This is a genomic window from Streptoverticillium olivoreticuli subsp. olivoreticuli, assembly GCF_003391135.1.
GTDB lineage: Bacteria > Actinomycetota > Actinomycetes > Streptomycetales > Streptomycetaceae > Streptomyces > Streptomyces blastmyceticus.
This window is the reverse complement of sequence record NZ_CP031455.1, coordinates 1,358,666-1,373,733: the sequence shown is the minus strand read 5'-3', so window position 1 is coordinate 1,373,733 and position 15,068 is coordinate 1,358,666. Positions and strand designations below refer to the sequence as shown.

General features: G+C 71.7%; 9 protein-coding genes. 4 read left to right on the top strand and 5 right to left on the bottom strand.

Annotation, left to right across the window (positions count from 1 at the left end; genetic code table 11):
- Positions 1 to 4 precede the first annotated feature (4 nt).
- Positions 5 to 3,259, bottom strand: a complete 3,255-nt coding sequence (locus DXZ73_RS05975; RefSeq protein ID WP_116209970.1) for a ferritin-like domain-containing protein — start codon at positions 3,257 to 3,259, stop codon at positions 5 to 7.
- On the bottom strand, positions 3,259 to 4,782 hold the full coding sequence (locus DXZ73_RS05970) for a flavin monoamine oxidase family protein (protein ID WP_116209969.1): 1,524 nt from the start codon (positions 4,780 to 4,782) through the stop codon (positions 3,259 to 3,261). The genes DXZ73_RS05975 and DXZ73_RS05970 overlap by 1 nt, the downstream gene beginning before the upstream one ends.
- A gap of 371 nt (positions 4,783 to 5,153) precedes the next feature.
- On the opposite strand from DXZ73_RS05970, the gene DXZ73_RS05965 reads away from it, so the two are divergent.
- Both DXZ73_RS05965 and DXZ73_RS05960 read left to right on the top strand, forming a co-directional pair.
- Positions 5,154 to 6,038 carry an NAD(P)-dependent oxidoreductase gene (locus DXZ73_RS05965; RefSeq protein WP_116209968.1) on the top strand — a complete coding sequence of 295 codons (885 nt, stop codon included), beginning with the start codon at positions 5,154 to 5,156 and terminating at the stop codon, positions 6,036 to 6,038.
- A complete protein-coding gene (locus DXZ73_RS05960) occupies positions 6,035 to 7,594 on the top strand; it encodes an FAD-dependent monooxygenase (protein WP_116209967.1) in 1,560 nt (519 codons plus the stop codon). The genes DXZ73_RS05965 and DXZ73_RS05960 overlap by 4 nt, the downstream gene beginning before the upstream one ends.
- 8 nt (positions 7,595 to 7,602) lie before the next feature.
- Here the strand turns inward: DXZ73_RS05960 and DXZ73_RS05955 are convergent, their stop codons facing one another.
- On the bottom strand, positions 7,603 to 9,972 hold the full coding sequence (locus DXZ73_RS05955) for a GH92 family glycosyl hydrolase (RefSeq protein ID WP_116209966.1): 2,370 nt from the start codon (positions 9,970 to 9,972) through the stop codon (positions 7,603 to 7,605).
- 226 nt (positions 9,973 to 10,198) lie between these two features.
- The gene (locus DXZ73_RS05950; protein WP_116209965.1) at positions 10,199 to 11,020 is read right to left on the bottom strand and encodes a lipase family protein; all 822 of its coding nucleotides are present in this window, start codon (positions 11,018 to 11,020) and stop codon (positions 10,199 to 10,201) included.
- Between the two features lie 277 nt (positions 11,021 to 11,297).
- Between DXZ73_RS05950 and DXZ73_RS05945 the strand changes: the two genes are divergently transcribed.
- Positions 11,298 to 11,813, top strand: a complete 516-nt coding sequence (locus DXZ73_RS05945; protein ID WP_116209964.1) for a DinB family protein — start codon at positions 11,298 to 11,300, stop codon at positions 11,811 to 11,813.
- Here the strand turns inward: DXZ73_RS05945 and DXZ73_RS05940 are convergent.
- A complete protein-coding gene (locus tag DXZ73_RS05940; protein WP_116209963.1) occupies positions 11,807 to 13,384 on the bottom strand; it encodes a PQQ-binding-like beta-propeller repeat protein in 1,578 nt (525 codons plus the stop codon). The two genes, DXZ73_RS05945 and DXZ73_RS05940, sit on opposite strands and share 7 nt — an antisense overlap.
- A gap of 184 nt (positions 13,385 to 13,568) precedes the next feature.
- Between DXZ73_RS05940 and DXZ73_RS05935 the strand changes: the two genes are divergently transcribed.
- The gene (locus DXZ73_RS05935; protein WP_116209962.1) at positions 13,569 to 15,014 is read left to right on the top strand and encodes a glyceraldehyde-3-phosphate dehydrogenase; all 1,446 of its coding nucleotides are present in this window, start codon (positions 13,569 to 13,571) and stop codon (positions 15,012 to 15,014) included.
- Positions 15,015 to 15,068 lie beyond the last annotated feature (54 nt).

Genomic DNA, 15,068 nt, shown 5'->3' with positions numbered 1-15,068 from the left:
GCCGTCACGGGGTCGCCGCCCGGCCGAGGGATTCGGCGTAGAACGCCATCATTTCGGGGACCTGTCCTGGCACGGGGCCGCACTTGCGTGCCGCCGTCGCGAGATGGGCGAAGCGCAGCGCGAGGGAGCGGCGCGCGACGTCTGGGCGCGGATACGCGGCGGGCACCGCGTCGAGTTCGAACGTCGGCCCCGCCGTCCTGCCGCGCCGCCCCGAGTCCATGGTGACGAGCAGTTCGGCGAGCGGGCGCATCATGCCGGTCATCACGTCGATCGAGGCGTTCATCAGCTTCGACCGCCGCAGACTCGCGTCCGGGCTCTCACCGAAGTGCTGCGCCATCAGCTGGAGCATCAGGTGGTACGAGCGGTTGAACAGCCCCGCCACCGCCCGCGCCTCGGGATCGGTGATCGCGCTCCTCGCCCCGTCGCCCGCCTTCAGCGTCGGGTTGCGCAGCACCGGGTACGCGGGGGACCACGGCACCGGGTGCCCGTACGGGCCGGGCACCCGCTCGGTCGTGAGCAGCTCGCCGATCCGCAGGAAGGTCCGGAAGTGCGACATCTCCGACGGACCTCCGCCGACGGGGCCTGTCCCGCCCTCGCCCTGTTCGGTGATGAGGTCCACGGCGAACAGCGCGCTGGAGAGGTCGTCGACCTCCAACTGGTAGTCCGGATGGGCGGTGTTGACCGACTCCCGCAGGAACAGGTGGTGCTCGCCGCCGCCGCGCCCCTTCTCCACCAGGAACAGGTCCGGGACGCGCCGCAGCCCCTCGCGCACCCCCGCGTACAGCTCGCTGACCGACGTCCAGGTGAAGCCCCCGGCCCGCCCCGGGGCGCCGGGCCCGAGGTCGCGCCGGATCTCCGGGACGAGCGCCGCGGGCTGCTCGATGGCGATGTAGCGCTGCACGCTGCCGACGCCCAACGGCTCCAGTGCGAAGTCGAGCGGGACCGGCAGTTCGCCGCCCACCGTCGCGAAGTCGATCAGCGGAACGTGGAACGGCTCGCCCATCGCCATGATGATGTTGTTCACCAGCAGGAAGTGGATCATTTCCTCGCGGGCCACGGTCAGCAGGCTGCCGCGCATCCCGTCGTCCAGCGTCGTCCCGCCCCCGCCGCACGCGAGTTCCAGCTGCTGTGCCGTCCACCGGCCGTGGCGCACGTACGCGAGCCCCGCACCGTGCGTCGGTACGGAGAACGCCGCGTACAAGTACTGGAGCATCACCGCCAGTTCCAGTGCGGCCGCCTGCTTCAGCACCGCCCACAGCTCGCCCCGCGTGGTGATCGCGGGTTCCGCGGACAGGGGCCCCGGGGCGGTCAGGGGCGGGCGGACGCGCGCCTGGAGATTGCGCAGATACGCCAGCAGCAGCCGGGCCTTGGGGTCGGAGAGGTCGCGGGTCGGCGGCATGTAGTACGTCTTCGATTTGTTCGCCGGATCGCACATCTGCCAGACCAGCTCGGCGTACGTCTCGACCTTGCAGCGGTCGGCGAGGCTGAAGACCTCCGAGCGCATGAAGGAGGAGATGTGCTCGTAGTAGGCGAAGACCTCCCGGTGCAGCAGCTCGAAGCCGACCTCCTCGCGCGGCACGTCGTCCAGGTGCCAGTCGTCCGGCAGGACGCGTACGGCCAGGGACCCGGCGCCCGCCCAGTAGCCGAGCGCGTCCTCGTCGTCGTACGTCCTCCAGGCCGAGCCCGGCATGTTCGGGTCGACGGGCGGCAGATCGGCCGGTCCGGCGGCGAGCAGCACGCGGCAGGTGCCCGCCCGTTCGCCGCGCAGGGTGAGCAGCCCGTGCCCCTGTTCGTCGGTCTCCACCACGCACTCGGGGGCGTACGCGTCCGACCCGCGCGCCCCGAGGACGACCGCGTCCCCGCACAGCGCCGTGGACGCGCCCGCCGTGCTGTTGCCGGGCAGGGCGCGGGGGTTGAAGTATTGCCGTACGTACACCTTCCCCGCGCTCGCCGGGCGGCCGCGCACGTAAGCGCGCAGCGGCACCCGCACGGCGTGGTCGTGCCCGCGCGCCCGGTCGCGGTGGTGCAGGACCAGGAGCGCCTCGTCCGTCTGGATGTTGATCTCCCGCTCGGTCAGCAGCGTCTCGCGCCTGCCCGACGCCCCGATGCCGGTCAGATACAGCGCCTGCTCCTCCGCCTCCTGCCAGCCGTGCTCGGCGGGCACGGTGACGATCCCGCACGTCGCGTCCGAGAGGTACGCCTCCGACGGGACCCGGGCGATGAGCCGGCCCGAACCGGCCGTGCGCAGCTCCAGTTCACCGGCGTCCAGGGGCGGACCGAGCCGGTGCAGCGGGCCCGGGCCCGGCTCCGGCGCCCGGGAGGCGAGGGGCACGGCGGAGAGCATGTTGAGGACGGCGCGGCCCCGTGCCACCTCGACGGTCAGATGGTGCAGGGGGGCGTACGGGCGGGGGACGAGCAGCCGTCCCGCGGGGTAGGTGCGCAGCTCATGGGCGTGCCAGGGCGCGACCGTGCCCCGCACCCGCCACAGGCTGGGGGCGTCGGGGACTCGCGGCGAGGCCATGTCGTCCAGCGCGAGCTGCACCACCACGCCGTCCGCGCCGGCCTCCAGCGCGGCGCGCAGGGCGCTCACGGCGGGGGAGCGCCCCGCGTCCGGGAGCCAGTCGAGCTCGCCCCCGGGCACCACGAACTGGTGGACCGCGCAGTAGCGCAGCTGCGGGGCCAGGAAGTGGTCGCCGACGTCCCGGATGTGTCCGAAGTCGGCCCAGCGCGGCGGGTGGAGGCCGCTGACGCCACCGGTGAAGAGGTAGCCGTCGTCGTGCGAGCGGCCGCGCCGGCCCAGCCCGAACCGGCCGACCATCAGCGCCGTCGTCCAGCGGGAGGCCGGGTCCACGTCGAGGATCCGCGCACGGTTGACGGTGGTGCGCAGATAGGGGTTGTAGTGGCCCCAGACGTCGACGCTGCTGCCGATGACGGGGTCGGCGGGGCCGGCCCGCCCGTCCGGGATCTCGGCACGGGTGACCCGGGCGTCCAGCCAGAAGTGGCCGTTGCCGTCGAAGTTCCAGCCCTTCGCGCCGCTGAACTCCCCTTCGGCGTCCGGCCGTCCGTCGCTGCCGAAGCGGGGGCCGCGGCGGTGCAGGAAGGCGTGGTACTCGGCGGCGGGCCGGTCCGTGGGGAAGGGGCCGTCGTCGGTCAGCGCCCGGTGGGTGGCGAGGTCGATCAGCCCGCAGCGCGGGCCGGTCGGCAGCCGGGTCGTCGCGGTCCCGCCGAAGTGCAGCCGCGGCAGGTCGAACACGCTCATCACAGGGCTCCCGCCGGGTCGTGGTGGCCTGATACGCCCGCCCGGCGGCCCGCGCCGTGGGCGACGAGTCCGTCGACGGCCTCCAGTGCGGATTCGACCGCTCCCTCGATCCACGCCGGGGCCGTGGAGCAGTGCTCGCCCGCGAAGAACAGCCGGTTCACCGGCCGCGCCGCGCGGGCCCGTTCGGCCTCGCATTCGTCGGTGCTCTTGCCCCAGCGCGTGGTGCATCCGGCGCTCCAGGGCGAGCCGTCCCCCCAGGCCGTGCTCACGGCGCCCAGCACCATGCCGGGCCGCAGCAGCTCGGGGTGGACCGCGCCGAGCTCCTCCAGGACGAGCCGGTGCCGGCGGCGCGGCGACATCCGGCCGAGCCGCGCGGCCTCCTGACCGATCGTGTAGCTGGCCAGCAGCGCGGCCCCGCGCCCCGGTATGCCGTCCACGGCCGGGTAGTAGGTCTGACGGATGCTCCCGCCGGTGTACGAGGCCCCGCCCTCGATGCCGTACGCCCGCCAGAACGGCTCCCGGCAGTGGAACGCCACCTTGGTGGCCGGGCAGTACTGCACGGCGTCCAGCACCGCCAGCTTGTCGGCGTCCAGTCCGCTCAGGCGTATGCGCCGCAGGGCCGGGAACGGCAGCGCGCAGACGGCGAAGTCCGCGTGCCGCACCGTCGTCCGGCCGCCCGCGCGCACCCGGACCAGCACGTCGTTCTGCCGGACCCGCAGGCCCACGACCCGGTGGCCGAGCCGCACCGGGCCCGTGAGCCGCTCCGCCAGCCCGTACGGGAGCCGGTCCATGCCGCCGTGCAGCCGCAGCAGCGCCGGGCTGGTCTCGGTGAGGATGTCGTCGAGGAAGGTGCCGAGCCGCCCGCTGCACCCCGCGCGCAGGCCCGGGTGCGCGGCGAAGAGCGAGTGCAGGTCGACCCGGTCCCCGGCCGCGCCCCGCAGGTGCGGCAGCAGATCGACGCCCGCGACCAGGTCGAGGAGCTGGCGGCGCAGATCGTCACGGAGCGCCTCCCGCAGGTCGGGCGGCGCTATGGCGTCGACCACGGCGGTCAGCCACGCCCCGAAGACCGTGACCTCATGGGTGTGGTGCAACCCGGGCCGGTGCACCGCCAGTTCGCGCCGGAAGTCCTCGCACAGCGGCCGGGCCGCGTCGCGGATCCGCACGAAGCCGTCCGCGATCCGCAGATAGGCGTTCTCCTCCGACAGGAGTGTGGTGAACGGGCGGAGTTCTCCTTCGAGGCCCAGCAGCCTGATGTATTCCAGCGTGTGCCGGTGGTGGGTGGGAATGCGCATCGCGCCCAGTTCCACGGCGGGCGCACCGGGCCCCGGGCCGAAACGGTGGGTGTGCACGCGGCCGCCGATGCGCGGACCGCCTTCGAGTACTTCGACGCGGTAGCCGCGCCGCTCCAGCTCGTAGGCCGTCACGAGCCCGGCCATTCCGGCTCCCAGCACGAGGACCCGAGGCCCCGCAGGCCAGGCCTTTCCCGGGCCGTGAGCATGCCAATTACGCAATGTGTCGTGCATTCCCCCCGCTCCTGACAATACGCGAAAATCTCCCCCGTGGAGCCCTATAGGGATTTCACATGCTTCCGGCCGGAAGTAAGAGGGTTTCAGGGCATCTTGAATTTGACAACTGGAATTGACGGGTTCGCCGACGAATTGCGTAGACCGGGGTACGCGGATCGGTGGCGGATAGAGGTCGCACGGCCTGGCGGGTCATCAACGCCCGCGCGCCCGCTTTCTCTTTCGCAAGCCCTGCCCGTGCGCCCCCTGCGCGCCCTTCCCGGGAATTCCCGACGAGTAGCGAGATGCCGCCGGGGAAGAAAGAGATGAATGCCGTGACGCGCGGGCAATTCACTGGTTTCCCGTGTGAATCGATGAGGCAGGGGGGAAATATGTGCGCCGATGTGACCGTCCTCGGCCTGGGGCCGATGGGGGCGGCGCTGGCGGCCGCGTTCCTGGCCGCGGGCCACCGGACCACCGTCTGGAACCGAACGCCCGGCAAGGCGGACGCCTTCGCCACGCAGGACGCCGCCGAGGCGGCCACGGCCACCGCGGCCGTCACCGCGAGCCCACTGACCATGGTCTGCCTGGCGACCTACGACGCCGTCCGCGAGGTCCTGACCCCCATGGCCGGCGAGCTCGCCGGACGCACCGTCGTCAACCTCACCTCCGGCTCCCCGGAGCACGCACGGGAGACGACCGCCTGGGCCGAGCGGCACGGTGTCCGCTACCTCGACGGTGTGATCATGACGACCCCGCCGGGCATCGGCGCCCCGGACGCCCTGCTCCTCTACGGCGGTCCGCGGCCCGTCTTCGAGGACTGCCGCGGGACGCTCGCCGCCCTCGGTGACCCGGTGCACGTGGGCACCGACACCGCGCGGCCCTCCGTGTACGACACCGCGCTCCTGGCCCTGATGTGGGGCACCCTGACCGGCTGGCTCCACGGAGCGGCGCTCATCGGCGCCGACGGACCCGGCGGCAACGTGACGGCCACGGCCTACACCGAAGTGGCCGACCGCTGGACGAAGACCGTCCGCGCCTTCATGAGCGCCCACGCGCCGCACATCGACTCCGGGCACTACCCGGGCGGCGACTTCCCCCTGCGGCTCCACCTCATGACCATGGACATCCTCGCCCACGCGAGCGAGCTCCGCGGAGTGTCCTCCGGCCTCCCGGAGCTGTTCCAGGAGCTGACCGGGCGTGCGGTCGACGCGGGACACGGCGACGACAGCTTCGCGCGCCTGATCGAGTTCATGAGCAAGGGCGGCCCGGCGTGAGCGCCCCCAGGAACGTACGGGACGCCGTGGTCATCGGCGCGGGACCGACCGGGCTGACGCTGGCGATCGCCCTGCGCCGGTACGGCATGGACACCATCGTCGTCGACAAGGGACCGAGCACGAAACGCGAACCCCGCGCCAGCGTCATCTGGCAGCGCGCCCTGGAAGCCCTGCGCGACCTGGGGTGCGCGGACGTGGTCATGGGCCAGGGACTGCCCCTGAACAGGGGCGAGTTCCATGTGCGCGGACGCCGGGCGGGCGTCCAGCAGGTGCAGTTGCCGGACACCGCCTACCCCGGCCCGCTCTCCATCGAGCAGGACGTCGTCGAGCGCCTGCTGCGCGACCGCCTCCGGCAACTGGGCCCCGACGTCCAGTGGTCCACCGAAGCTGTGGCCGTACGGGTCGGCGAGGGGAGCGCCGAGGTCGACCTGCGCGGCCCCGACGGGCACACCCGCACGGTCGACTGCCGGTGGGTGATCGGCTGCGAAGGCTCCCACAGCATCGTGCGCAAGTCCCTGGGCATCCCCTTCGAGGGCGAAGAGCGCCACAACCTCCAGTGCGTGCAACTCAACGCCGAACCCGACTGGAGCCACCCCTACGACCCCGGGGTCACCCGCATCTTCATCAACCTCGGCGTCACGCTGATCACCGACCCCGTCCCCGGCCGCGGAACGCGGTTCTTCGCCTTCTGCCCGGATCCCGCCCCCCATCCCCAAGAGCCGCCGACCCCACGGGAGATGGAGTCCCTGGTAGCCCGGGCGACCGGCGAACCCGGTGTCCGCCTCGTGCCGACCGACCCCTACTGGGCGAACCGGTCCCGCTTCCACGACCGCCTCGCGGCCACCCTGCGCCAGGGCCACGCCCTGCTCGCGGGCGACAGCGGCCATCTGTGGGCGCCGATCGGCGGCCACGGACTCAACACCGGTCTGCTCGGCGCGCACAACCTCGGCTGGAAACTCGCCGCCGTGCACCACGGCTGGGCCACCGACGCCCTGCTCGACACCTACAACACCGAACAGCGGCACACGGCGCAGGAAGTCATGCGGCAGATGCGCCGGAACATCCTGGAGATCCCGCCGAACCGACCCACCCTCACCGCGATCCAATTGATCCTCCCGCAAGCCCTCCGCAGCGAACGCTTCGCACGCCAAGGAGCCCTGATCCTCAGCGACTTCGCCAGGAACCACCGCAAGAGCGCGCTGTCCACGGGCCGGGCCGGTCCGAGCCCGCTCCGCCCGGGCGACAGGCTGCCCGACCTGCGGGTGGTCAGCGATACCGGTCCCGGCCGCCTCCACGACCTGCTCTCGTACCAGCGCTGGTCGCTGCTCCTCACCGGCGACGGCAGTGGCACCTCCGAGCTCCGGAAGCTGACGGACCGGTATGTGATGCCGGTCGCGCTGTTCACGATCCGGACGGAGCCGCCAGGGCACCGCACACGGCCCGACGGCACCCTGCTGCTCGTACGCCCCGACGGCCACATCGGCCTGAGCGCCCGGGCGACCGACGACCGGGCGCTCAGGACCTACCTGGACCGGTGGTTCGTGCGGAAGACCTGACGGGCGCCTTACCGGCGATGCCGGGTGGCGCGGCCGATGGCGTGGGCCTCACGCTGCCCGGTCGCGTCCGACGGCGGCACGGAGCCCGGCGAGGAGGCCCAGTCGGTGTGCGGACGGGTGTCCAGCGCGTAGTCCAGGCTGCCGCCGCGACGGAGCGCGCCGAAGCCGATCCAGGACTTGTCCCACGCCCGGCCGTCGACCTCCAGCGCCCGCACGTACGGTGCCTCGGTCCGGGCCTGCGGAGCGCTGATGCGCAGCGTACGGCCGGTCCCCAGACTCAGTTCCGCCCGGGGGAAGAGCGGGCTGCCGAGCACCAGGATGTCCGTCCCCGGCGTCTCGGGGTACATGCCGAGCGCGGAGAAGACGTACCACGAGCTCATGGCGCCGAGGTCGTCGTTGCCGAAGGTCCCGGCGGGGGTGTTGGAGTACAGCGTCTGCTGGATCCGGCGGATCAGCGCCTGCGTCTTCCAGGGCTGTGCCAGGTAGTCGTACTGCCAGGGGATCCCCAGGCTCGGCTCGTTGCCGAGGTCGGCGTTGGTGCCGCCCGGTTTCCTGAGGTCGGTGAAGAGGCTGTCGAGGTAGCCGCCGTACGCCCGGGGGCCACCACGCGCCGCGATCAGCGCCTTGAGGTTGAAGGGGATCATCGGGGTGTACTGCGCGGAGGTGCCCTCGATGAAGCCGTAGGCGGTGGCCGGGGTGAACCCCGGGGCGAACCGGCCGTCGGCGAGCCTGGCCTGGAGGTAGCCGGTCCCCGGGTTGAAGACGTTCCGCCAGTCCTGGGCCCTGGTCGCGAAGCGCGTGTACGTGCCGTGCCTGCCCAGGGACCTGGCCATCGCGGCGAGCGCGTAGTCCGCGGTGTCGTACTCCAGCTGGGTGGAGACCGGCCCGTAGAAGTTGCAGCACCCCCACGTGGTGTGGTCGGCCGGGAGATACCCCTTCGCGTCGCGGACCGCCTCGCCCGGCCGGTCGGCGTTGGGCGCGGTCGCCTGGTGGACCATCACCTCCAGCGCGTGCGCGGTGTCGAAGCCGCGCGCCCCGAAGGCGTAGGAGCCGGCGATGATCGCGGCGGCCGGATCCCCGGCCATGACGTAGCTCTCGCCGTTGTTCTGCGCCCACTTGGGCAGCAGCCCCGTCTGGTCGTAGCCGTTGAGCATCGAGGTGACGGCGTCACCGGCGGTCCACGGCGCGACCAGGGCCATCAGCTGGGCCTGGGAGCGGTAGGTGTCCCAGCCGGAGTAGTTCGCGTACTGGGCGCGCTGCCCGGCGGCGAGCGTGTGCGTCCGCCCGTCCATGCCCGCGTACTGGCCGTTGACGTCGGAGAAGACGTTGGGGTGCAGCAGCGCGTGATAGAGCGCGGTGTAGAACTGCACCTGCTGGTCGTGGCTGCCGCCACCGATCCGCACACGCCCCAGCACGCGGTTCCACGCGTCGTGACCGCGCTGCCTGACGCCGTCGAAGCCGCGGCCCCCCACCTCCTGCTCCAGGTTCCGTACGGCGTTGGCGTCGCTGGTGTACGAGATGCCCACCGCCGCCGTGACCGTACGCGCGGTCCTCGTGTCGAAGGTCAGATACATCCCGCCCGCGCCGGGGGCCGGGGCGGCGGACGCGACGTGTCTGCCCCGGGCGAGGGCGCCGCCCTTCGGGCGGACGGCGCCGCCCGCCCACGTACCGCTGCCGGTGAACGGGCGGTCGAAGCGGATGTCGAAGTGCAGGGTGTAGCGGTTCTTGGCACCGCAGAAGTGGCCGCTGTCGACCGCGCCCACGACCTCGTGGTCACCGACCGCCCGCGCGCGGGTGCCGTCGACCTGCGTCGCCCCTCCGCCGAGCTTGAGCAGCAGACGGGAGTCGGCGCCACGGGGGAACGTGAAGCGGCCGAGCCCCGCCCGGGTCGCGGAGGTCAGCTCCGTGGTGATCCCCGCCGTGTCGGTCACCCCGTAGTAGCCGATGCCGGTGTGCTCGTGCGCGTGGCTGAAACCGGACGTGGCCTCGCCCGGATTCCCGGGCAGCCGTCCGGTGACCGGGAGGATGGGCACGTCCCCGGCGGCCCGGCAGCCGGGCCCCGACAGATGGGTGAGGCTGAAACCGGAGATCTTGCTGTCCCGGTACTCGTAGCCACCGCCGTACGCGCGGTGCGGAGTGGTGTCCGGGCCCCACTGGAGCATGCCGAACGGCATGTCCGGACCGGGAAAGGTGTTGACCGAACCCGCCGTGCCGATCAGCGGATTCACCAGCGACGCCGGGTCCTCCACCAGACCGGGGACGGCGGACGCCGACCCCGTGCCCAGCGCGTGCAACGGCACCAGCAACAGGCCCGAGACCATCGCCCCGGCCAACCGCCCCCTGCGCCGCGTCCGTCCGAGCCGTCCGCATCCCACCATGACTCACTCGCCTCCACGGTGCCGGCCGGAGCGCGCCGAGCCGCCTGCCGAGTCCTGCGGAGCGGCATCGGACCGTACGGCACGGCTGATCACATTGCCCAGAGAGATAAAAGGACCAAGAGATAAAGGCAGAGTCGCACCCGCCACCGGGGCCCGGCCGTCGGCCACGCCCGACGACTCCGTCGTTCGGCCCAATCACCCCGGGGCGCGCTCCGGTCCCCGGGCGTCAGGCGAGGTTCTTCTCCAGGGCCGCGATGTACCGGTGGATCGAGTGATCGAGGACACCGGCGGACGCCGGAGCGAGCGGATCCGCGGTCAGGCCCTTGGCGCGGTCGGCCAGCCCGCCCAGCACGGTCATGGAGTCACGGACCTTGCCCGAGGCGTCGATGTACTTCAGGGTGTCGACATGCGTATAGGCCGGCTCCGGCGGCAGCTGCGGCACGATGTCGTTGTTGTTGACGAAGCGGTACATGTGCTCCCTGAAGCCCTTGTTGTACGCCGCGGCCAGAACCCGGTCGCAGGTGCGCGGCTGCCCGAAGGTGTAGACCCCGTCCGCCCGCAGCCGTGGCTCCTCCAGGTGCAACCGGGCCGCGGCGAGCATCGCCAGCGCGCCACCGAGGCTGTGGCCGGTGAACCACACGGTCTGACCGTTGGTCCGGAACTCGTCGAGGGTGCCCAGGACCGCGGGGAAGACCGACTGCAGCGCCTCCCCGAAGCCGTAGTGGATGTACCCGGTACCGGCAGGCCCCAGCCACGGCGGCGTGGTCGCGTCCGACAGCCAGTCACGGAGCTCCTTCGGCTCGGTACCGCGGAACGCCGTGATGACCATGTGGTCACTGGCGACGGTGAACGCCTGGGTGTCCGTCAGCGGGAACGGCGGGGTGAACCGGGTCTGATGATGACGCACCCGATCGAACCCCCAGCCCCGGGCCGCTCGCTCGATGGAGGCCTCGTCCTTGTAGGCGAGATCCGACGCCTGCGCCAGCCAGTAGGCGTGCGCGAGGCTGTAACCGGTGGCGTGGTGGTCGATCGTGGACGGTACGGGCACGGGCGTATCCCTCTCGGCACGGGTCCCGCCTCACGCCGACGGAATGTGACCGCCGACGAGGGCGCTGGATCTCCGTCGTATACGCACCCACCACGCTGCACCGTCAGGACCCGCGCGCGTTCACCCGAACGACACCGCCCACGACGCGCGCGGGCTCGGGGGCGCCGACTGACGAGAGCCTTGTGCGCGATGGTCTCGGCGGCGCTGTCGGCGAAGTCCGGGTAGGCCACCGAAAATATCGGGCGCCGCGAGGCCGGTCCCCGTACCGTGGTCGCTCATGACGCCTCCCTCCCGTACCCGCCCCGCCTATGACGCCGATGAGCGGACGCAGTTGCTCGCCTGGCTCGACATGCAGCGGGCGCTCATTCACTGGAAGTGCGAGGGGCTGTCCGGCGAGGACGCCCACCGCGTCGTGATCCCGACCTCGCCCCTGATGACGGCGGCGGGGCTGGTCTCCCATATGCGGTGGGTCGAGCACTGCTGGTTCGAGGTCATGCTGATGGGGCGGCCCGCGGTCGGTCCGCAGTTCGACGAAGGCGTCGAGGACGCGGACATGCGGGTGGAGGGTGTCCCGCTGGAGCAATTGTTGCAGGAGTACCAGCAGCAGTGCGCCGTCTCGGACGAGATCATCGCGGCCCATGGTCTGGACGACGCCGGGCGGCAGAAGGACTTCCGGGCCGGGGCGGCGACCCTGCGCTGGATCCTGCTGCACATGGTCGAGGAGACCGCGCGGCACGCGGGTCACCTGGACATCGTCCGGGAACTGCTCGACGGGCAGAAGGGCTACTACTGAGCCGTGGTGCCGCGGACTCCACGAGGTGCCGGGCAGATCAGGATCCGGCCCTCCGCCGTCCCGATCAGCAACTCCCCACCCGGAGCGGCGCTCAGGCTCGACGGCGCGAAGGCGTACGCCCCGATGGCGGTCGGCTGACGGTGCATCACTTTCCCGTCCTCGGCCCGCAGCGTCAGCAGCTCCTTCGCGTCGGTCACGACGTGGACGAGACCCGCGTGCGCGTCCACCCCCGTCACCGCGGCATCCGTGCGGTACGTCCACACCACCTCGCCGTACGGGAGTGCGCGGCGCGCCAGGTAGGTGCCGCTCGCGGTGACACAGGTGTGGACGATCGCCGGACCGGGACCGTCCTCGACGTGGACACCGGGGCCTCCGCCGATCCGGCCCGTCTCCCGCCCCCGCTCCCACCACAGCGGAAACAACGGCTCGACGCCCTTGGGTGAGACCTTGACGACCCACTTCTCCGGGTGCGGCTCGTCGCCGATCCCCTGCAGGAACAGCAGGTGCGGTGAGCGGCGGATGCGGAAGTCGTACGAGCGGTCGCACTCGCCCAATGCCACGGTGGCCAGTTGACGGCCCGTCGGGGTGAACACGGGGGACTCCGACGGCGGCCACCGCGCCGGAGGGAACAGGTCGCGCGAGTCACGCGCGACCCATGCCCCGTCGGCGCGTGAGGAGAGCGCGGCGGGGAAGTCGAGCCGGTGCTCGGTAAGGAGCGAGCCGTCCGCGAGCGCGATCCGCCACAGAAGAGTCCTGCGCATGGAGCTGTCACCGACCAGCACCACGACCCACGCCGTCCGCTCGTCCGGCGCCACGTACAGCTGACAGCCGGACCGGTGGAGGAACTCGTCGGGCACGGGCACCGACCACAGCCGTGCCCCCGAAGCCGACCAGCACTCCAGCAGGCCGTCGGCGCGGGGCACACTGATCAACCGGCCGTCCCGGAGGGCCTCCACCGCCACCACCTGGTCGCGGTACGCCCACTGCTGCCCAGCCTCGGCGGCCAGCGCGGCAAGGAGGTCGCCCCGCCCGGAACCGGGCTCCACGATCCCCCAGGAGACGTCGTCGTACCCCACCGCGACCCGGGGGCCGAACCCGAGCTCCCTGTCCCCTTCCTCGACGCCGCGCCAGTCGTCCCGTTCGGCGACACACTGCGCGTAGGCGTCCTCGCCGTCCCTTTCGCCACCGCTGTCCGGCTCGGCGAGCGTCACTTCCAGCCTGCGCGCGTCGAGCCAGCGCAGCGCCGTCACCCCCACTTCGGCGAAGGGAAACGAGACGCTGCGGCGAGAGGGCGGCGCGTAGAGGACCAGTTCCCCTCGGCGCTCCCACTCGTCGCCCTGCTCGATGCCGATGGCGAGAAGGGGAAGGTCGGGGTGGAAGGCGACGGCCTCTGGCACCTGGTCCAGCTCCACGAGATCCCACAGCGAAAGGTCGCTTTTCCGGTAGACCGCGACCCGCGGTTTCCGCGCCGCCGCCGAGCAGTTGACGGCGATCCAGTCCCCGTCGGCGCTCACCACGGCCGTATAGGGGCAGCCGACTTCGGGAAAGGGCTCGTCAGGTATCGCACGCATGCGCGGCATTCTCCAGGACCGCCCGTGGGCCGGGCGGGGCCGGGCCCTGGATCGGCCTGCCACCAGGCGGAAGCTGCCGGTCGGGGCGGGCTTATCGGGCATATCGGACCTCGCGGTACCGCTTGAACGATCAAAACGGCATGGGGTTAGCATGTGAGCGCCACCTAGCTCGAAAGAGAAGCCTGTGACTGTCAACGACGACTCGTTCACAAACTGGAAGACCCGCGAGGAGATCGCGGAGTCGATGATCCCCATCATCGGGAAGCTGCACCGGGAGCGGGACGTCACCGTCCTGCTCCACAGCCGCTCCTTGGTGAACAAGTCGGTGGTCAGCATCCTCAAGACGCACCGGTTCGCCCGGCAGATCGACGGCGAGGAACTCTCGGTCACCGAGACGCTGCCGTTCCTGCAGGCTCTCACCACGCTCGATCTCGGCCCCTCCCAGATCGACATAGGCATGCTCGCCGCGACGTACAAGGCCGACGACCGCGGCCTCTCGGTGGAGGGCTTCACCGCCGAGGCCGTCGCCGGCGCCACGGGCGCCAACAAGATCGAGTGCCGTGAGGCGCGCGACGTCGTCCTCTACGGCTTCGGCCGCATCGGCCGCCTCCTCGCCCGCCTGCTCATCGAGAAGGCCGGCTCCGGCAACGGCCTGCGGCTGCGCGCCATCGTCGTCCGCAAGGGCGCGGGCCAGGACATCGTCAAGCGCGCCTCCCTGCTGCGCCGCGACTCCATCCACGGCCAGTTCCAGGGCACGATCACCGTCGACGAGGCGAACAGCACGATCATCGCCAACGGTCACGAGATCAAGGTGATCTACTCCAGCGACCCGACGTCGGTCGACTACACGGAGTACGGGATCAAGAACGCCATCCTCATCGACAACACCGGAAGGTGGCGCGACCGCGAGGGCCTGTCGAAGCACCTCCGGCCGGGCATCGCCAAGGTCGTCCTGACCGCGCCGGGCAAGGGCGACGTTCCCAACATCGTCCACGGCGTCAACCACGACACGATCAAGCCGGACGAGCAGATCCTGTCCTGCGCGTCCTGCACCACCAACGCGATCGTCCCGCCGCTGAAGGCGATGGCGGAGGAGTACGGCGTCCTGCGCGGCCACGTGGAGACCGTCCACTCGTTCACCAACGACCAGAACCTGCTGGACAACTACCACGACTCCGACCGCCGTGGCCGCTCGGCGCCGCTCAACATGGTCATCACCGAGACCGGTGCGGCCTCCGCCGTCGCCAAGGCGCTGCCCGACCTCGACGCGAGGATCACCGGCAGCTCGATCCGCGTCCCGGTGCCGGACGTCTCGATCGCGATCCTCAACCTGCGGCTCGCGCGCGAGACCACCCGCGAGGAGGTCCTCGACTACCTCCGCAACGTGTCGCTGCACTCGCCGCTCAAGCGCCAGATCGACTTCATCAGCGCCCCCGACGCAGTCTCCAGCGACTTCATCGGCTCGCGCCACGCCTCGATCGTCGACGCCGGCGCCACCAAGGTCGAGGGCGACGACGCGATCCTCTACCTCTGGTACGACAACGAGTTCGGCTACTCCTGCCAGGTCATCCGCGTCGTCCAGCACGTGTCCGGGGTGGAGTACCCGACCTACCCGGTTCCGGCGGTCTGATCCCGGCGGACCGGGCGGCGGTGGGGCGGCAACCGGTCCCGACCGGGACCGGGC